The organism is Streptomyces sp. NPDC028289 (assembly GCF_055565975.1).
The window spans coordinates 889,297-906,337 of the sequence record NZ_JBVHTI010000003.1 but is presented as its reverse complement, the minus strand read 5'-3'; the positions used below and the strand labels follow the sequence as shown (position 1 = coordinate 906,337).

Below are 17,041 nucleotides of genomic sequence, written 5' to 3'. Positions count from 1 at the left end.
GGTGCCGGGATTCGCCCACCGGCTCCCGGCCGGTCACCCCGCTGCGGATACCCTCTCCCCCATGAGCAGGCCTCGTACCTTCGTCCCGCCCGCCGGTGCCCGTGCGTACGCGCTCGCCACCGATCGGGGGGAGTTCGCCGTCGTCGACGCGCCCGTGGCCGCCGGGGTCGAGCCCAGGGGGGTCGCGGTGCTGCTGCCCGGGTTCACCGGGAGCAAGGAGGACTTCAACCGGCTGCACGAGGCACTGGGGCGGCGCGGGTACCGGACGGTCGCCGTGGACGGGCGCGGGCAGTTCGAGTCGGAGGGGCCGGCGGACGACGAATCGGCGTACGCCCAGGAGGAGCTGGCGCGGGACGTGCTCGCGCAGGCGGCGGCGGTCGGCGCGGGCCTGCCGGTGCATCTGCTGGGGCACTCGCTCGGCGGGCAGATCGCCCGCGCGGCCGTGCTCCTCGACCACACGCCGTTCCGCTCGCTGACCCTGATGGCCTCGGGTCCGGCGCAGATCTCCTCCTCCCAGCAGCAGCGCGTGAAGCTCCTCCGGGACGCGCTCGCCGTGATGTCGATGGCCGAGGTGTGGGAGGCCATGCAGGCCATGGAGGCACCGGAGGAGCTGGAGGAACCGGACGCGCCCGAGGAGGGCCTGGAGGACGGCGAGGATCTGCGGCGCCGCTGGCTGGGCAACAAGCCGGCCCAACTGCTCGCCACCGGCCGCCAGTTGTGCACCGAGCCGGACCGCGTCGCGGAACTCGCCACCGTACCGCTGCCCTTCCACGTCCTGTCGGGCGCGCGGGACGACACCTGGCCGGTACCGCTGCTGGACGACATGGCGCTGCGGCTGCGGGCGCGCCGGACGGTGATCGAGGGGGCGGAGCACTCGCCCAACACCGAGCGGTCCGCCGCCACCGCCGAGGCGCTCGCGGACTTCTGGGACGGCGCCGGCCCCGTGGGCCGGGACGAGGGCTAGTACTGCGTCCGGAGGTGCTCCCAGAAGCCGTCCCGCAGGGCGCGGCGCAGGTCGGCCTGGCCGCGCAGGGAGTACTGGAGCATCCCCTCGGCCTCGACGAGGAGGTCCTGGTCCACGGAGCCCGGCAGGTAGGGGTGGCCGGGCAGCAGTTCGACGAGCGCCTCACGGCCTCGCGAGGAGAGCCACTTCGCGGCGATCTGCGCGCCGATGAACCGGACGTCCTCGCGGGTGGGTCTGGTCGCGCCCGCCTCGTAGGCGGGCGCGGCGCGTCTGGAGACGTACGGCTTGAAGAACTCGAGGTCGAGGGTGCGCTGGCTGTCGACCTCCCAGAGCAGCGGCTCGGCCTGGTTGCGGCCCTCGGGGGCCTCGATGCCCCACAGGTGGACGCGGGCGCCGTACCCCTGGGCGGCCTCGACCGCGGAGACCAGGTCCTCGTCGCCGCCGAGCAGGGCCGCGTCGCTGATGGCGCGGTGCCGGGCCAGTGACTCCAGGTCCGTGCGGATCAGGGAGTCGACGCCCTTCTGCTGGTTGTTGGCGTTGAGGTTGCCGAGGCGGACCTTGACGTCGGGGAGTTCGGCGATGCCCTGCTGCTCGGCGGTGTGGATGCGGCGGCGGGCGCCGTCGTACCAGTAGACGCGCAGCAGCCGGCTGTCGGCGAAGATCTGGCGCGCCTTGTCGATGAGCGCTTCGATCAGTCCTTCGGCGTCGAGGTCGAAGGCGCGGCGGTCCTCCGTCCCGGCGACGAGCCGGCCCGTGGCCGCGTAGAGGTAGCCCGCGTCCACGAAGATGGCGTGCGTCGAGGGCGTCTTGGCCACTTCGGCGAGCATGCGGGTGAGCAGCTCGTTCGTACGGTCGATACGGGCCTGGAGGGCGGCGAGGTCGTCGTTCATCACCTCCATTGTCCCGGCGGTCACGCTGCGAACACAACCGGTCCCGGTCAGTCTCCCGCACACTCTTACCCGTCAGTAATTAGACGTTCGAAAAATTTCTTTAGCGTAGGGAATGTTTGTAACACGCAAGCCGTTGACTGCTACGGAACAGGACGACGAAGGGAGAGGCCATGCGCTTCGAAATCATGCGACTCGACGAGGTCGACGGCACCACCGTGGACAGCACTGTCGTGGACGCCGCCTCCGTCAGCAGGATCGTTCAGCAGGCCGCCGCCGTGGGGCAGCGCCTGTGGATCCGACCGGCCGAGACCCAGGCTTCGTAACAAGACGACGCGACAACGACAGACGAGAACAGCCACACCGACGACACGCGGAGCACCGCACAGTCTTCAGAGCCCCCGTACGGCACACGCCGTACGGGGGCTCTGCGTTTGCAGGGCTGCTGCGCCGCGCTAAGCGCCCTTGATCACCTGGGTGACACCGTTGATGATCTGCTGCACGGCGATCGCGGAGAGCATCATGCCCGCGAGCCGCGTCACCAGGACCACACCGCCGTCCTTGATGACCCGGATGATCAGCAGCGAGTACCGCATCACCAGCCAGAGCACGGCATGGATGGCGAGGATCGCGGCCCACACGGACACCTGCATGGCCACGCTGTCGGCCTTCTGCACGGCGAGGATGACCGACACGATGGCACCGGGGCCGGCCAGCAGCGGCATGCCCAGCGGCACCAGGGCCACGTTGACGTCCTTGGTCTGCTTCGGCTCGTCGTTCTTGCCGGTGAGCAGGTCCAGGGCGATGAGCAGGAGCAGCAGGCCGCCCGCGATCATCAGCGCGGGCACGGAGACGTGCAGGTAGTCCAGGATCTGGTGCCCCAGCAGCCCGAAGACCGTGATCACACCGCCCGCCACGCACACGGCCTGGAAGGCCATCCGCTTCTGCACCTTGCCGGGCCGGCCGGCGGTGAGGGCGAGGAAGATCGGGGTGATCCCCGGGGGATCCATGATGACGAAGAGGGTCAGGAAGAGGGAGCCGAAGACGGCGAGATCGAACATGGGGGTGCTACAGGCCTTGCGGGAGGAGGGTCTTGGACGGGCGAGGGCCGGGCCTCAGGCTCCGCCGGTCCCCGGGACGGGAAACGCACCGGTCGCCCGGCGGGTGATCTCGCCGTACACCTCGGGGTCGGTGGTGTACTCGCCCAGCGTCACCGTCTTGCGGCTGCCGTGGTAGTCGGACGACCCCGTGACCAGCAGCCCCAGCTCCCCGGCGAGCCCTCGCAGCCGTGCGCGGGTGTCCTCGTCGTGGTCCATGTGGTCGACCTCGATGCCGTCGAGACCGGCCGCGGCCATCTCGGCAATCGCCGACTCGGGGACCGTACGTCCGCGCTTGGCGGCGGCAGGGTGCGCGAACACGCACACTCCGCCGGCGCCCTTGACCAGCCGGATCGCCTCGAAGGGGTCGGTCTCGTGCTTCTCCACGAAGGCCCGTCCGCCGTCGGCCAGCCACTCCTCGGTGAAGGCGTCGCTCACGGTCGGCACGACGCCGAGCTCGACGAGTGCGGAGGCGACGTGCGGCCGCCCGACCGAACCGTCCCCGGCGATCCGCTTCACCTGCTCCCAGGTGACCGGCACGCCCAGCGCGTTCAGCTTGGCGATCATGCCCTGCGCGCGCGGCACCCGGTCGTCCCGGACCAGCTCGCGCTCGGCGAGCAGATCGGGCTCCTCGGGGTCGAAGAGGTAGGCCAGCATGTGCATGGAGACGCCGTCGACACGGCAGGACAGCTCGGCCCCGGTGACCAGGGTGAGCCCCTCGGGCAGCGCGGCGATGGCCTCGGCGTACCCGCGGGTGGTGTCGTGATCGGTCAGTGCGACCACGTCAAGACCGGCAGCGGCGGCGTTGCGCACCAGCTCGGCCGGGGTGTCCGTACCGTCGGAGGCGGTGGAGTGGCAGTGCAGATCGATGCGCACGACACAGACTCCAGCGGGACGGTACGGATGGGACGCGTCAAGGATAGCGGCCGGTGGCGGGTGCCCTGTCACACCCGCAACCTGTGAGCACCCTTTACCTGCCCTACCCAGGGGCGCTGGGGGTACCCCCGGCCGAAGGCTGGGGAGGATCTGCGCGACAAGCCACAACGGCGCCGCAGCCGCCCACGTACGGCACCCGCCTAGGGCTCCAGCAACCGCGGCGACAACGCCCCGCACGGCACCAGGTCCACCTCGGCCCCCGCGTCCCGCAGATCGGTCAGCACCAGCTCGTCGTACATCAGCAGACCCGTCTGCTCGGGCCACACCACGGCCCACAGCCACAGCCCGCGGGCCTCGCCCGCGAAGACGGCCCGGTCGTCCGGCGCGCCGGTGACGTGCCACAACGGCGTCGGCCGCCCCGCCGCCAGCACCTTCGCCTGCGGCGGCTTCTCCACGTTCAGGTACGGCCCCGGATCCGGCCCGTCGATCCCCGCGTACCGGGCCCCGAGACCGACCCCCAGCTCCTCGGCGACCAGGATCATCTCCCCTATGCCGCCGAGCGGCGCGGGTCCGGAGCAGGCGACCGCGGTCGCGCGCCCCCCGCTGCGGTCGTCACCGGCACACGCCACACCCGTGAACAGCCATCCGACCGGCAGCGGCCAGGGCATCCACACCGGAACCTGGGTGCGGTGCACCACCACACCGAGGGCCTCGACGCTGGGCGGGATCACGGGCTGTACCGGATGCACGGTCCCGTGGACATCGCACTGCCAGGTGTCGGCGAAGAGTCCGGGAGCCCTGACCCGGCCACCACACTTCGGGCAACTGGGTTCGCCCCTCATAGAGCCCCACGGTCCTACCCAGGATCCCCCACGTCAAGGACGATCACCCGTCCAGCGCACGCGACCGTGTGGACGAGCGGCTCCCGCCGGGCGGCACGCCGCCGGCGACAGGATCGCCCTGCCTGCCGGCCGGCTTGCCAACTGACCGACGGTGAATGCCGCTTGGTGAGCTTGCTCACCCCGTGTCAGTCCAGCGGGACGGATTTCCGGTGCGGGTCCCGGAGATCGGCCCCGTTGGCGAGCCAGCGTTCCTGGAGGGCGCCGGCGCCGTGCACGCGCTTCCAGGCGGCCTCGTTCGGCGTCATCGGCAGCAGCGGCAGGAACCGTACGGGGTCGAGGGGCTCGTCCAGCTCCAGATCCTCGACGAGACCGCCCGGCTCGCCGACCAGGACGGAGGTGAAGGGCGCGCCCGGCCACAGCGGGTCACCCACGTCCAGCGACGCGCCGGGCGTCACGACCAGGCCCTCCACCTGCGGGGAAGCCGCGAGTACGGCGAGCGCGCGGAGCACCTTGTCGGTCTCGGCGAGCCCGGCCCGGACCGACAGGACCAGCTCGGCGCGCGGCCCCTTGACGGGGTCCGCGACCATCGCGGTGGGGTCGGCCATGGGGTGCGCGGACATGCCGAGCGTGGCGTAGCGGACGACGTTCTCGCCCTGGAGGTCCTCGTGGAAACGGAGCACCTCGATGCGGTCCGTACCGAGGAAGGTGACCGCCGCGCGCGCGTCCGGTTCGCCCAGTGCGGTGGTCAACCGGGCCTCGACCAGAGGAAGAACTTCAGCCATGTCGCGAGCATAGAACTCGTCAGTACCGGGCAAAGCGGCGCCTTGACACCGAGGGCTGCTGCTACTCTGACCGCGGTGGTTCGGGGCAGCACGCAGCGCGTCGCGGTCAGACCCCGACGCCGACAGGACTCCCTTACGAGGGACCGGCTGGAGGAGGTGGGGCTGTCATGGATCGAAGTCACCCGTGCAGTACCACTCGCTCTTCCGGCCTCTGAATCTCTTTCTCTGGCTGGCTGCCGCCTTTTCGTGCGCGTTGTCGTTCGGAAGAGCACTTCGTTTCGCTTGCCTGATCCCTCTGACCGGTCCGTTCCGGATCTGTCTGGATCCGTTCGTCTGATCTGAATCAGTAGCGAAGTCGCCACCGCAACGGTGCGGTGCTCCCCGCTTTGTGGACGTGCCAAACATCCGAAGCCAGGACGTCCTCATTCCGGGTAGTTCCACCCGTTCCTCGGCGGTCTTCCGCTGCCTGTCGCGAAGGAGCCTGCCCATGTCGATGATCCGCGACCTCCGAGCCGTGGTCCGCCCGTCCCGCCCCTCGCTGCGCAAGAGCCTGCGGCCGGAGAACGGCGCGTACGACACCACCCGCGACCCCGGTACGCCCTCGGCCGTCGTCGACTGCGCCGTCTACCGTGACGGCGCCCGCGTCGAGACCGGCAAGCCGCTGACCCCGCACGAGGCGATGCGGCTGGTGCGCCGCGACGGCGGGTTCGTCTGGATCGGCCTGCACGAGCCGACCGAGGCCGAATTCGCCGGCATCGCGAGCGAGTTCGGGCTCCACCCGCTGGCCGTGGAGGACGCCGTACAGGCCCACCAGCGCCCGAAGCTGGAGCGGTACGACGACTCCCTCTTCACGGTCTTCAAGACCATCCACTACGTCGAGCACGACCAACTCACCGCCAACAGCGAGGTCGTGGAGACCGGCGAGGTCATGTGCTTCACCGGCCGGGACTTCTTCATCACCGTCCGGCACGGCGGGCAGGGCTCGCTGCGGGCGCTGCGGCACCGGCTCCAGGACGACCCCGAGCTGCTCGTCAAGGGCCCCTCGGCGGTGCTGCACGCCATCGCCGACCACGTCGTGGACGGTTACGTCGCCGTCGCCGACGCGGTGCAGGACGACATCGACGAGGTGGAGACGGAGGTCTTCACCCCGGGCCGCAGGGGCGGCGTCTCCCGCGGTGTCGACTCGGCGCGGATCTACCAGCTCAAGCGCGAGGTCCTGGAGTTCAAGCGCGCGGTCTCGCCCCTGCTGCGCCCCATGCAGCTGCTGAGCGAGCGGCCGATGCGGCTCGTCGACCCCGACATCCAGAAGTACTTCCGGGACGTCGCCGACCACCTCGCCCGCGTCCAGGAGCAGGTCGTCGGCTTCGACGAACTCCTCAACTCCATCCTCCAGGCCAATCTCGCCCAGGCGTCCGTCGCGCAGAACGAGGACATGCGCAAGATCACGTCCTGGGCCGCGATCATCGCCGTGCCGACGATGGTGTGCGGTGTGTACGGCATGAACTTCAAGTACATGCCGGAGCTGCACTGGCGGTACGGCTACCCGGTGATCATGGCCATCACCGGGGTGATCTGTCTCGGCATCCACCGCACGCTGAAGCGCAACGGCTGGCTCTAGGGTGGTCGCCATGACAAGCGAGCTGCTCGACCAGGCCCTCGTCGAGGAGGCCACGAAGAAGTCCGGCCTCATCTGGGTGCGGGGCGCCGGGGCGGCGACGGCGCGTGCGGTGTGGCACGCGTGGGCCGACGGGGGCGTGTGCCTGGTCGGCGACGGAGCCGAGCAGCCGTTGGGCGAGCTGGCCGACGGGGGGGCGGCGGAGGTGACCGTCCGCAGCAAGGACAAAGGGGGCCGGCTGGTCACCTGGACGGCGACGGTCACGGAACTCGCGGCCGGCACCCCGGAGTGGGACGCGGCGGTGGCGGAGCTGAAGGGCAAACGCCTCAACGCCCCCGACGGCGAGGCGATGACCGACCGCTGGGCGAGGGAGTGCAGGGTGCTGCGCCTGACCCCGACCGGGACGACATCGCCCCTGCCGGAGGGGAACCTGGCAGCGCCCCCGCTCTCCTCCCCCGCGACGACCCGGCGCCCGGTCCCGGCCGCCCTGCCACGGCTGCTTTCGAGGCGCCGGAAGTCCAAGTAGCCGACACCTGAGCCGGGTTCAGAGCCCGCCGCGGGGTCGCGGTGACCGGCTACGACGCCGGCAGCTGCTTGCCGTAGTCGACCGTCTCACCCTTCTCCGGTTCGACCACGCTGAAGTCCTTACCCCAGTCGGAGAAGGTGAGGGTGCCGGCGCCGCCGCCGCGTTCCAGCCGGAGGGGGTACGGCTTGCCGTCCAGGGAGACGTCGAGGGTGCCGCCGGAGCCGCCGTCGCCGGTGATGCGGATCGTGCGGGTACCCGACTGCTCGTGGTGACCGGCCGTCGAGAGCGAGCCGTGCAGGGTCAGCAGGCCCGAGAGGAGGACGTCCTTGTCCGTGAAGCCGCTGAACTTCTTGTACGCGGGATCCGTCCGCGGCACCTTGACGTACTTGCCGTCGAGCTTGGTCGCCGCGGTCGTGTCGCTGCCGTCGGCGTGGTTCCAGAACTTGTCGTCGGCCTGCAGATACAGCGTGTCGCCGACCCTGAGGAGCTGGAACGTCGAGCCCTTCGAGGTGACGGACCCGGTCCCGCCGTCCTCGTTCAGGCGCATGTCCAGCTCGTACGTACGCCCGCTCGTGACCACCGTCCCCGCCATCCGCACCGTCGCCACGGACGATGCCGCCGCCCGCGTCTTCGACTGGATGACGTCCGGCGCCAGCTTGCCCACCCCGTTCGTGCCCGCATCCGGGTCTTCGCTGCATCCGGTGAGGACGGCCAGTGCGCACACGGCGGTGACCAGTGCGGCGTGGCGGGTACGGCCCGGAGCGATCGAGGTCACAGACAGGGCCACCTTTCTGAGCGGTCCGGCAGGGCGTACCGCAGCGTACCGGTGCCCCAGCCGCCCGGCGGAGCCGGTCCGTCCGGACCGCCCACCAGGGCGTATCCGATCGGTACGGGCTAGCCTGAAGCCCACCGAGCGGGCAGAAGGGACCGAAAACCACGCAAGCAGTACCCCGGTAGGTAAAGGAAGCAACCCCATGGCAGCCGGCGCTCCCCGCATCTTCGTCTCGCACCTCGCCGGTGTCCCCGCCTTCGATCCCGCCGGCGACCAGGTGGGCCGGGTCCGGGACCTCGTCGTCATGCTGCGCGTCGGCCGCCGCCCGCCCCGGCTGCTCGGCCTGGTCGTCGAACTGTCCACCCGGCGCCGCATCTTCCTGCCCATGACCCGGGTGACCGGCATCGAGTCCGGCCAGGTCATCACCACCGGCGTCGTCAACGTCCGCCGCTTCGAGCAGCGTCCCACCGAACGCCTGGTCTTCGGCGAACTCCTCGACCGCCGCGTCCGGCTGGTCGACACCGGCGAGGAGGTCACCGTCCTCGACCTGGCCGTGCAGCAGCTGCCGGCCCGCCGGGACTGGGAGATCGACCGGGTCTTCGTCCGCAAGGGCCGCACGGGCGCCTTCCGGCGGGCCAGAGGAGAGACGCTCACCGTCGAGTGGTCGCAGGTCACCGGGTTCTCCCTGGAGGAGCACGGCCAGGGCGCCGAGAGCCTGCTCGCCACCTTCGAGCAGCTGCGCCCCGCCGACCTCGCCAACGTGCTGCACCACCTCTCCCCCAAACGCCGCGCCGAGGTGGCCGCGGCCCTCGACGACGACCGTCTGGCCGACGTACTCGAAGAGCTCCCCGAGGACGACCAGATCGAGATCCTCGGCAAGTTGAAGGAGGAGCGGGCCGCGGACGTCCTGGAGGCCATGGACCCGGACGACGCGGCCGACCTGCTCGCCGAGCTCCCCGAACCGGACAAGGAACGGCTGCTGAGCCTGATGCAGCCGGCGGACGCCGCCGAGATGCGGCGCCTGATGTCGTACGAGGAGCACACTGCGGGCGGTCTGATGACCACCGAGCCGATCGTCCTGCGACCCGACGCGACCGTCGCCGACGCCCTCGCCCGGGTCCGCAACCCCGACCTCTCCCCGGCCCTCGCCGCCCAGGTCTACGTCTGCCGGCCGCCCGACGAGACCCCCACCGGCAAGTACCTGGGCACCGTGCACTTCCAGCGGCTGCTGCGCGATCCCCCGTACACCCTGGTCAGTTCGCTGGTCGCCGACGACGACCTGCAACCCCTCGACCCCGACGCCACGCTCCCGGTCATCGCCGGGTTCTTCGCCACGTACGACATGGTCGCGGCGCCCGTGGTGGACGAAGCGGGGTCGCTCCTCGGCGCGGTGACCGTGGACGACGTCCTCGACCACATGCTGCCGGAGGACTGGCGGGAGACCGAGTTCCATCTGGACGAGGGGGACGAGGGAGATCAGAAGGAGCGGACGGCGGAGAAGGGGGCGGGGATCCATGGCGCCTGAGCGTGAAAGCAGCCGTGAGCGGACGCCGTCCGGCGCCACCGCCGCCGGCCGGTCGCGCGGTCACCGCCTGGACCAGCCGCGCGCGCCGCGGCGCAGGCTGCTGCCCGAGTGGGACCCGGAGGCCTTCGGACGGCTCTCCGAGCGCATCGCCCGCTTCCTGGGCACCGGGCGGTTCATCGTCTGGATGACGTTCGTGATCATCCTCTGGGTGCTGTGGAACATCGCGGCACCCGGACGGTTCCGCTTCGACGAGTACCCGTTCATCTTCCTGACCCTGGCCCTGTCCCTGCAGGCCTCCTACGCGGCCCCGCTGATCCTGCTCGCGCAGAACAGGCAGGACGACCGCGACCGGGTCAACCTCGAACAGGACCGCAAACAGAACGAGCGGTCCATCGCCGACACCGAGTACCTCACCCGGGAGATCGCCGCCCTGCGCATGGGCCTGGGCGAGGTGGCGACCCGGGACTGGATCCGCTCCGAGCTCCAGGACCTGCTGAAGGATATGGACGAGCGGCGGGACGGGCATCACGAACATGCCGTATTCCCGGCAGAACGGTCGGCGAGGCGTGACGTAGACGACCGCTGAGGGGCGTTATAGGGCCCCTGCGCCGCGCCGTACCATCGGGGGTATGGCTAGCGAAGACGCGGTGCGCGAGGCACTGGCGACGGTGAACGACCCGGAGATCAACCGACCCATCACCGAACTGGGGATGGTCAAATCGGTGGTGATCGGGGAGGACGGTGCGGTCGCGGTCACCGTGTACCTGACGGTCTCCGGCTGCCCCATGCGGGACACGATCACCCAGCGCGTCACCGAGGCGGTCTCCCGGGTCGAGGGCGTCACCCGCGTCGACGTCACCCTGGACGTGATGAGCGACGAGCAGCGCAAGGAGCTGGCCTCCGCCCTGCGCGGCGGCCAGGCCGAGCGCGAGGTCCCCTTCGCCAAGCCCGGCAGCCTCACCCGTGTCTACGCGGTCGCCTCCGGCAAGGGCGGCGTCGGCAAGTCGTCGGTCACGGTCAACCTGGCCGCCGCGATGGCCGCCGACGGCCTGAAGGTGGGCGTCGTCGACGCGGACATCTACGGCCACTCCGTCCCGCGCATGCTCGGCGCGGACGGCCGCCCGACCCAGGTCGAGAACATGATCATGCCGCCGTCGGCGAACGGCGTGAAGGTCATCTCCATCGGCATGTTCACCCCGGGCAACGCGCCGGTCGTCTGGCGCGGCCCGATGCTGCACCGCGCCCTCCAGCAGTTCCTCGCGGACGTCTACTGGGGCGACCTCGACGTCCTCCTCCTCGACCTCCCGCCCGGCACCGGCGACATCGCCATCTCGGTCGCCCAGCTGGTCCCGAACGCCGAGATCCTGGTCGTGACGACGCCTCAGCAGGCCGCTGCGGAGGTCGCCGAGCGGGCCGGCTCCATCGCGGTCCAGACCCATCAGAAGATCGTCGGCGTCGTCGAGAACATGTCCGGCCTGCCCTGCCCGCACTGCGGCGAGATGGTCGACGTCTTCGGCACGGGCGGCGGTCAGACCGTCGCCGACGGCCTGACCCGTACGACGGGTGCGACGGTCCCCGTCCTCGGCTCCATCCCCATCGACGTCCGCCTCCGCGAGGGCGGCGACGAGGGCAAGCCGGTGGTCCTGACGGACCCGGACAGCCCCGCGGGCGCGGCCCTGCGCGGCATCGCCGGCAAGCTCGGAGGCAGGCAGCGAGGCCTCTCGGGCATGTCCCTGGGCATCACGCCGCGCAACAAGTTCTAGGCAGCATCTGTAGCGCCCCGTCAGGGGCGCTGGGGGTACCCTCGGCCGAAGGCTGGGGGAGGAACTGCGCGAGCAACCACCACGCATCCGCAGTCGCGAACCCACCGCAACCCCTACGGCGAAGGGGCGCCAAACCACCGGCGCCCCTTTTCTCATGCGTACGCGGCAACGTCCTTGATCACCGCGAACCCCAGCCCATAGGCCGACATCCCCCGCCCGTACGCCCCGAGGTGCACCCCCTCCGCCGTGGACCCGGCGAGCACCCACCCGAACTCCGACTCCCGGTAGTGGAACGGCGTCGCCACCCCGTCCACCGGCAGCGACAGCGTCGACCACTCCGGACCGGACAGCTCGTCGGCCAGCTCCCACGCCGTCTCGGTCTGCTGCTCCAGCCAGTCGTCCCGCAGGCTGTGGTCCATCTGCCCCGGCCAGGTGAAGGAGAGCAGCCCGACCCCGGCCAGCCACGCGGCGGACGACACCGACGTGGCCTCCAGCAGCCCCGTCCCGTCGGCGCTCCGCCGGGACGGACTCGCCGCGACGGTCACGACGACCGCGAACTTCTCCCGCGGCTCACCGACGGACGCGGCGAGATGCTCGTTCCGCACCGACGGCTCGTCGCCGTGCCCGATCGACCCGTGCTCCACCGCACCGTCGGCCGCCGTACCCACCTGCATAAGCCAGCGCGGCCCCGTGAACGCCTCGTCGAGGCCGTACCAGGGGAAGGGCGCCTCCAGGTAGCCGTCGACCGTGCGGCGGGCGGAGGGGGCCTGCTGCACGCCCTCCGCGACCGGCGTCTGTCCGTCCACCCGACTTGTCGTCTCCATCTGCCCGGACGCCTCCTAGCTCTCGTCGGTCCGGGGCGGCCCGCCCCCCTTCGGGCGCACTCGTCCGGTCCGCACAACAACTCGGCAGCATATCGACACCGCTGGGACCAGCCGCGAAACCGCCCGGTGCGTGGGTCGCACGGGCGGTTGGTTCGGGCCCTAAGAGACGAATGAGCGGCGCACACGCGATATGAAACGCGTCACGTGCGCCGCTCATGCGCGGGTCGGTGATCCGGACTCAGGTGGCGTCCGCGTCGTAGGGCGGACGGTCGTCCTTGCCCGGATCCTCCGGCTTCTTGTTCATGTCGATCCGGCCGCTCCCCGACGAACCGCTCCCGGCGGACGACGCCGAGGAGTCGGTGTCGCGGCTGTGCACCGCATCCGTGACCTCGGCCATCTCCTTCTTCAGGTCGAAGCCGTTGCGGATCTCCTTCAGCCCCAGCTCGTCGCTGTCCAGGTGCTTGCGGATGAAGGTCTTCGGGTTGAGGTCCTCCAGCTCGAAGTCCTTGAACTCCGGGCCGAGTTCCTGCCGGATGTCCTCTTTGGCGCTCTCCGAGAACTCCCGGATCTTGCGGATGGTCCGCATGACGTCCTGGATGACCTTCGGGAGCTTGTCCGGACCGAAGACGAGCACGGCGAGCACAATGATCGTCACCAGCTCGAGTGGTCCTATGTCATTGAACACCTGAAGCTCCTTGCGATGTCCTCGGTCCTCGGCCCTCCGGTCGCTGTTGCGGGTGTTCCGTGGTCCGGGCCGGGTCCACGGTACCCGGCGGACCTGTCCGACCGGTACTGCCCCGAGGTGTCCGACTGCGTGTGTACGACCGGTTTTCCGGGTTGTTTGCCTAGTCGGGGCACGAGTGGGGCCCTGCCTGTGACGTTTCTGTCAGTTCCTGTCCGCGGAGTCGGGACGGTCGCGGGGATTGTCGAGCGGCAGCGGGATGAGGTCCTGCACGCCGTGCACCTGGACGACGGCGAGGTCGTAGCCGGTGTCCCGGCCGACGACAGTCGCCCGGGCGGTGGCTCCGCTGCTGAACGTCACGGTGATCCGGCCGCCCGCGGTGGCCGCCGGGGCGACGACGTGGTTGTTGGTGAGGATGTGCCCGCGGGTGTCGAGGACGAAGCCGGTGCCGGTGGCCTGCTCGCCGGTGCCGGTGACATGCAGGGTGACGACGCTCGGCAGCGCCCGCGCGGCGATCCCGGCGGCATTGCCCGGCGACCGTCCGGGCGGCGGTCCCGGAGGGGGCGGACCGGGCTGGGCCAGCTGTACGGCCTCCAGGCCGCCGGTGCGCTCCAGGTAGCCGCCGATCAGCCCGCCGGCCGCGGCGGAGACCACGGAGAGCACCAGTGCCCCCACGGCGAACGTCCGCCGGCTCCGCGACCGCCGCCGCGCCGTCGGTATCCCCTCGTCCATGTTCTCCTCGCGGGCTCACCGCGGCCCCGTGCACGGGCGGGCTCGCGGAAGGTCGGCTCCGTGCCCGCAGCGGTGCCACGGACATGGCTGGTTCACAGGATTCAACCAGGTTCGCGAGTCGGCGCGCAGGGCCGTTCAGCAGGTGGGTAGCGACCGGAAGCGCCGGTCAGTGGGGAGCGCGGGTGGAGCGGGACGTGGACGGGGAGGGTGCGGAGGTTGTGTCGGGGACGGGTGCGGCGAGCAGGCTGGTGCCGGTCGCCTCGGGGCCGGTGGTCCACGAGGTGAGGGCGAACGGCGGGTTGGTGCTCAGCGGTCGTATCAGCGGGGAGACCGCGGCCGCGCCGGCCATCACCGGTGCGGTCAGTTCCCGCAGCTTCTGCTGCGCGGTGGCCGGGGAGGGCACTCCGGGCAGCAGCGGTGCGGACACCGAGGTGGGCATCGCGGGGGTGGAGCCGAGCAGGGTGCCGGACGACAGCAGCGGGGTGAGCAGGCGGCGCCGCTGCGTGTCGGCGGCCCCGGTCGTGCCCGAACCCGCCGTGCCGGCCGGGGCGACGCTGCCGCCGCCGGTGCCGCTGCGGGCGTCGGCGGCCGGGGTGCCGGGGAGGCCCGCGGTGACCCCGCCGAGGGCGACGGCGGCGAGCGAGACCGCGCCGGCGGCGACGAACGCGAACCGCATGCCGCGCGAGGCGGAGCGGTCGTTGTCCGGGCGGCCGACGGGGTGGATGCGGAAGCCCCGGCCGGCGGCCGCGGCCGGGTCGTGCGGGCGGGCCGGTACGTAACCGAACTCGAAGCGGTCGTCCCGGCCCATGCCGAAGACCCCGCTGCCGGATCCGCTTCCCGACGGGTCTCCCCCGCCGAACGGCGAACCGCCGCCGTCCTGGTCGCCGCCCGCGGGCAGCCCCTGGAGACGGGCGAGGAAACTCTCGGAGGGCGGGGGCGGGGCCGCCGCCGCGAAGACGTTCTTCAGGGCGCGCTGGGCGTCGGCCTCGGCCTTGCACCGGGCGCAGGTCGCCAGGTGGGCCAGGACACGCTCACGCGTCTCATGACCGAGCTCTCCGTCCACCAGGGCGGAGAGTCGGTCTCCCAGGTGCTGTTCGGCGAGCTGTCGCTCGGCCGGTTTCGGTCGTGATCCACTCACGCGGTCGCGCCCCCTCCTCCCAGTGCGGGAACACGGGGCACGAAGGAGCGGCGCTCGGCCTTGCGGGCCTCCGGGGAGCGGTGTGCGAGGGCCTTGCGCAGCTGGGAGCGGCCACGGTGGATACGGGAGCGGACCGTGCCGAGCTTGACGCCGAGGGTCGCGGCGATCTCCTCGTACGACAGCCCCTCGATGTCACAGAGCACGACGGCCGCGCGGAACTCGGGCGCGAGGGTGTCCAGGGCCTGCTGGACGTCCGCGTCGAAGTGCGCGTCGTTGAAGGCCTGCGAGGGGGTGGGCTCGCGGCTGGGCAGGCGCTCGGCCGCGTCCTCGCCGAGGGCGTCGAAGCGGATGCGCTGCTTGCGGCGGACCATGTCGAGGAACAGGTTGGTGGTGATGCGGTGCAGCCAGCCCTCGAAGGTGCCCGGGGAGTAGGTCGACAGGGAGCGGAAGACGCGGACGAAGACCTCCTGGGTGAGGTCCTCGGCGTCGTGCTGGTTACCGGTCAGGCGGTAGGCCAGCCGGTAGACGCGGCCGCTGTGCGTGCTGACGATCTCCTCCCACGTGGGCGGAGTCCATGCCTGCCCGTCCGCGTCGGTGGAGAAGGTCGCGGTCCGGTCCTCGCCCATGGCGAGCGCGGCGGCGTGGCTGGGGTCAGCAGCGGTGTCGTTCACGGATTTCGGCCTGCCTGCCGACCCGAGAAAGCGCCGCAGCACTCCTCCCCGGTCCCCAGGCGCAGCCGCACCTCCCCTGTCGGCTCTGGTGGTGTCCAGTGGAGCCCCTACCATAGCCACCTCGCCCGTTAGCACCGGATAAGCGGTTTTACAAGAATTTGATCTGTGCTGGTACGGCTCGTCCAGCTGCGACAGCAGGTCGTCGACCGCCGTCTCGTCACCGTGATCCATTCGTGTCCCCCCGCCCTGTCTTCCACCCCTCTAAACGCCCGGTCCCATCTGCGGGTTCCCGACGCCAACGGATACAGTCACGCCCAGGCAACCACGGGGACAGGAGAGGGTCATTACCGGCAACCGGCAGACGAGCTGGGCGTTCGCCGACGCCTTTGTCGCCGAGGACGAAGCACTGCGGTGGGCCCGTGACCGGGCCCGCGAGGCAGGGCTGCGCTCGGTGTCGCCCGGCACGGGCGCCGCGCTGCGCATGCTCGCCGCCTCCGTGGACGCCAAGGCGGTCGCCGAGATCGGTACGGGGTGCGGGGTCTCCGGGATGTACCTGCTGCACGGCATGCGCCCGGACGGCGTGCTGACCACCGTGGACCCGGAGCCGGAGCACCAGCAGTTCGCCCGGCAGGCCTTCCGCGCCTGCGGCTTCGCCAGCAACCGGGCCCGCTTCATCCCCGGCCGGGCCCTGGACGTGCTGCCCCGCCTCGCGGACGCCGGCTACGACCTCGTCTTCTGCGACGGGGACCGCCAGGAGTACTCCGACTATCTCGCTGAATCGTTGCGCCTGCTGCGTCCGGGTGGACTGGTGGTCTTCGAGGGCGTCTTCGCCAACGGCCGCACCGTCGACTCGGGTCCGCAGCCGACCGAGGTGCTGCGGCTGCGCGAGCTGCTGCGCACGGTCCGGGAGAGCCCGGAGCTGGTGCCGTCGCTGCTGCCGGTGGGCGACGGGCTGCTGTGCGCCGTCAAGCGGTAGCCCTCGCCGGGGCGGCCCGCGCGGGCGGGGGACGGGTCCGGGTGAACGCCGGGGGGCCGGAAGAACGGCAGCGCCCCGGCACCGCTTAGGGTGCCGGGGCGGCCGAAAGGGTGTGGTCGCTGACGCCTCAGACGACGACGTTCTTGAGGGCGTCGGCAAGCGCCGCGGCCTCGTCAGGGGTCAGCTCGACGACGAGCCGACCGCCGCCTTCGAGCGGAACGCGCATGACGATGCCCCGCCCCTCCTTGGTCACCTCGAGCGGGCCATCACCCGTCCGCGGCTTCATGGCCGCCATGCTGGTTCCCCTTCCTGAAAACAGCTCATCGTCTGCCGACGGCCCCCGAGGGCACGCGCGGTCTCTGGCGGGAC

Annotated in this window: 20 protein-coding genes; 8 read left to right on the top strand and 12 right to left on the bottom strand. The window is 71.2% G+C overall.

The features are described 5' to 3' along the window. The first annotated feature begins 61 nt into the window (after positions 1-61). Positions 62-964: an alpha/beta fold hydrolase gene (locus ACZ4UV_RS18260; RefSeq protein ID WP_467838934.1), complete on the top strand. Its 903-nt coding sequence runs from the start codon at positions 62-64 to the stop codon at positions 962-964. Here the strand turns inward: ACZ4UV_RS18260 and ACZ4UV_RS18255 are convergent. After that, complete coding sequence (locus ACZ4UV_RS18255) at positions 961-1,863, bottom strand: NYN domain-containing protein (RefSeq protein WP_451021705.1); 903 nt, start codon at positions 1,861-1,863, stop codon at positions 961-963. The two genes, ACZ4UV_RS18260 and ACZ4UV_RS18255, sit on opposite strands and share 4 nt — an antisense overlap. Before the next feature lie 161 nt (positions 1,864-2,024). Here ACZ4UV_RS18255 and ACZ4UV_RS18250 point away from each other — a divergent pair, with 161 nt between their 5' ends. After that, the gene (locus tag ACZ4UV_RS18250) at positions 2,025-2,177 is read left to right on the top strand and encodes a hypothetical protein (protein ID WP_089098921.1); all 153 of its coding nucleotides are present in this window, start codon (positions 2,025-2,027) and stop codon (positions 2,175-2,177) included. Between the two features lie 129 nt (positions 2,178-2,306). Here ACZ4UV_RS18250 and ACZ4UV_RS18245 read toward each other — a convergent pair whose 3' ends face one another. From ACZ4UV_RS18245 to ACZ4UV_RS18230, 4 genes are all read right to left on the bottom strand, one after another. Continuing rightward, the gene (locus tag ACZ4UV_RS18245) at positions 2,307-2,912 is read right to left on the bottom strand and encodes a MarC family protein (protein WP_390046713.1); all 606 of its coding nucleotides are present in this window, start codon (positions 2,910-2,912) and stop codon (positions 2,307-2,309) included. A 54-nt stretch (positions 2,913-2,966) separates the two neighbouring features. Beyond that, positions 2,967-3,824, bottom strand: coding sequence for a PHP domain-containing protein (locus tag ACZ4UV_RS18240; protein ID WP_390046711.1), 858 nt, complete (start codon positions 3,822-3,824; stop codon positions 2,967-2,969). 200 nt (positions 3,825-4,024) lie between these two features. Then, positions 4,025-4,666, bottom strand: a complete 642-nt coding sequence (locus ACZ4UV_RS18235; RefSeq protein WP_351501098.1) for a DUF6758 family protein — start codon at positions 4,664-4,666, stop codon at positions 4,025-4,027. 185 nt (positions 4,667-4,851) lie between these two features. Beyond that, the gene (locus ACZ4UV_RS18230) at positions 4,852-5,448 is read right to left on the bottom strand and encodes a suppressor of fused domain protein (RefSeq protein WP_451021699.1); all 597 of its coding nucleotides are present in this window, start codon (positions 5,446-5,448) and stop codon (positions 4,852-4,854) included. Between the two features lie 487 nt (positions 5,449-5,935). On the opposite strand from ACZ4UV_RS18230, the gene ACZ4UV_RS18225 reads away from it, so the two are divergent. Continuing rightward, positions 5,936-7,066, top strand: coding sequence for a magnesium and cobalt transport protein CorA (locus ACZ4UV_RS18225; protein WP_451021700.1), 1,131 nt, complete (start codon positions 5,936-5,938; stop codon positions 7,064-7,066). Positions 7,067-7,076: 10 nt separating this feature from the next. After that, the gene (locus ACZ4UV_RS18220) at positions 7,077-7,589 is read left to right on the top strand and encodes a hypothetical protein (RefSeq protein ID WP_467838927.1); all 513 of its coding nucleotides are present in this window, start codon (positions 7,077-7,079) and stop codon (positions 7,587-7,589) included. A 49-nt stretch (positions 7,590-7,638) separates the two neighbouring features. On the opposite strand, the gene ACZ4UV_RS18215 is transcribed toward ACZ4UV_RS18220, so the two are convergent. Beyond that, positions 7,639-8,364, bottom strand: coding sequence for a hypothetical protein (locus ACZ4UV_RS18215; protein WP_451021702.1), 726 nt, complete (start codon positions 8,362-8,364; stop codon positions 7,639-7,641). A gap of 199 nt (positions 8,365-8,563) precedes the next feature. Here ACZ4UV_RS18215 and ACZ4UV_RS18210 point away from each other — a divergent pair, with 199 nt between their 5' ends. The 3 genes from ACZ4UV_RS18210 to ACZ4UV_RS18200 are packed head-to-tail and all read left to right on the top strand — an operon-like array spanning position 8,564 to position 11,649. After that, entirely contained in the window at positions 8,564-9,886 is a 1,323-nt protein-coding gene (locus ACZ4UV_RS18210; RefSeq protein ID WP_451021703.1) for a magnesium transporter MgtE N-terminal domain-containing protein, read from the top strand. Next, complete coding sequence (locus ACZ4UV_RS18205; RefSeq protein ID WP_390046700.1) at positions 9,876-10,472, top strand: DUF1003 domain-containing protein; 597 nt, start codon at positions 9,876-9,878, stop codon at positions 10,470-10,472. Before ACZ4UV_RS18210 ends, ACZ4UV_RS18205 begins: the two co-directional genes overlap by 11 nt. A 43-nt stretch (positions 10,473-10,515) precedes the next feature. Further along, complete coding sequence (locus ACZ4UV_RS18200; RefSeq protein WP_294005406.1) at positions 10,516-11,649, top strand: Mrp/NBP35 family ATP-binding protein; 1,134 nt, start codon at positions 10,516-10,518, stop codon at positions 11,647-11,649. 152 nt (positions 11,650-11,801) lie between these two features. On the opposite strand, the gene ACZ4UV_RS18195 is transcribed toward ACZ4UV_RS18200, so the two are convergent. The 5 genes from ACZ4UV_RS18195 to sigE form a co-directional block, all read right to left on the bottom strand. Continuing rightward, entirely contained in the window at positions 11,802-12,473 is a 672-nt protein-coding gene (locus tag ACZ4UV_RS18195) for a hypothetical protein (RefSeq protein WP_390046698.1), read from the bottom strand. 238 nt (positions 12,474-12,711) lie between these two features. Further along, positions 12,712-13,158, bottom strand: a complete 447-nt coding sequence (locus ACZ4UV_RS18190; protein WP_451021341.1) for a sec-independent translocase — start codon at positions 13,156-13,158, stop codon at positions 12,712-12,714. Between the two features lie 201 nt (positions 13,159-13,359). Then, positions 13,360-13,887 (bottom strand): trypsin-like peptidase domain-containing protein, encoded by a 528-nt coding sequence (locus ACZ4UV_RS18185; RefSeq protein ID WP_390046694.1) that lies wholly within the window; start codon positions 13,885-13,887, stop codon positions 13,360-13,362. 166 nt (positions 13,888-14,053) lie between these two features. After that, a complete protein-coding gene (locus ACZ4UV_RS18180) occupies positions 14,054-15,025 on the bottom strand; it encodes a zf-HC2 domain-containing protein (protein WP_451021339.1) in 972 nt (323 codons plus the stop codon). Next, a complete protein-coding gene (gene sigE / locus ACZ4UV_RS18175) occupies positions 15,022-15,738 on the bottom strand; it encodes an RNA polymerase sigma factor SigE (RefSeq protein WP_089098938.1) in 717 nt (238 codons plus the stop codon). Before sigE ends, ACZ4UV_RS18180 begins: the two co-directional genes overlap by 4 nt. A 235-nt stretch (positions 15,739-15,973) precedes the next feature. Here sigE and ACZ4UV_RS18170 point away from each other — a divergent pair, with 235 nt between their 5' ends. After that, positions 15,974-16,672: an O-methyltransferase gene (locus tag ACZ4UV_RS18170; RefSeq protein WP_093499247.1), complete on the top strand. Its 699-nt coding sequence runs from the start codon at positions 15,974-15,976 to the stop codon at positions 16,670-16,672. A gap of 127 nt (positions 16,673-16,799) precedes the next feature. Here ACZ4UV_RS18170 and ACZ4UV_RS18165 read toward each other — a convergent pair whose 3' ends face one another. Beyond that, positions 16,800-16,967, bottom strand: a complete 168-nt coding sequence (locus ACZ4UV_RS18165) for a DUF3117 domain-containing protein (protein ID WP_004950282.1) — start codon at positions 16,965-16,967, stop codon at positions 16,800-16,802. Positions 16,968-17,041: the final 74 nt, after the last annotated feature.

Bases quoted from the DNA above. Each gene is read 5' to 3' on its own strand.
- ACZ4UV_RS18260 (WP_467838934.1), top strand. From the start codon at position 62: ATGAGCAGGCCTCGTACCTTCGTCCCGCCCGCCGGTGCCCGTGCGTAC.
- ACZ4UV_RS18255 (WP_451021705.1), bottom strand. From the start codon at position 1,863: ATGGAGGTGATGAACGACGACCTCGCCGCCCTCCAGGCCCGTATCGAC.
- ACZ4UV_RS18250 (WP_089098921.1), top strand. From the start codon at position 2,025: ATGCGCTTCGAAATCATGCGACTCGACGAGGTCGACGGCACCACCGTG.
- ACZ4UV_RS18245 (WP_390046713.1), bottom strand. From the start codon at position 2,912: ATGTTCGATCTCGCCGTCTTCGGCTCCCTCTTCCTGACCCTCTTCGTC.
- ACZ4UV_RS18235 (WP_351501098.1), bottom strand. From the start codon at position 4,666: ATGAGGGGCGAACCCAGTTGCCCGAAGTGTGGTGGCCGGGTCAGGGCT.
- ACZ4UV_RS18230 (WP_451021699.1), bottom strand. From the start codon at position 5,448: ATGGCTGAAGTTCTTCCTCTGGTCGAGGCCCGGTTGACCACCGCACTG.
- ACZ4UV_RS18225 (WP_451021700.1), top strand. From the start codon at position 5,936: ATGTCGATGATCCGCGACCTCCGAGCCGTGGTCCGCCCGTCCCGCCCC.
- ACZ4UV_RS18220 (WP_467838927.1), top strand. From the start codon at position 7,077: ATGACAAGCGAGCTGCTCGACCAGGCCCTCGTCGAGGAGGCCACGAAG.
- ACZ4UV_RS18210 (WP_451021703.1), top strand. From the start codon at position 8,564: ATGGCAGCCGGCGCTCCCCGCATCTTCGTCTCGCACCTCGCCGGTGTC.
- ACZ4UV_RS18205 (WP_390046700.1), top strand. From the start codon at position 9,876: ATGGCGCCTGAGCGTGAAAGCAGCCGTGAGCGGACGCCGTCCGGCGCC.
- ACZ4UV_RS18200 (WP_294005406.1), top strand. From the start codon at position 10,516: ATGGCTAGCGAAGACGCGGTGCGCGAGGCACTGGCGACGGTGAACGAC.
- ACZ4UV_RS18195 (WP_390046698.1), bottom strand. From the start codon at position 12,473: ATGGAGACGACAAGTCGGGTGGACGGACAGACGCCGGTCGCGGAGGGC.
- ACZ4UV_RS18185 (WP_390046694.1), bottom strand. From the start codon at position 13,887: ATGGACGAGGGGATACCGACGGCGCGGCGGCGGTCGCGGAGCCGGCGG.
- ACZ4UV_RS18165 (WP_004950282.1), bottom strand. From the start codon at position 16,967: ATGGCGGCCATGAAGCCGCGGACGGGTGATGGCCCGCTCGAGGTGACC.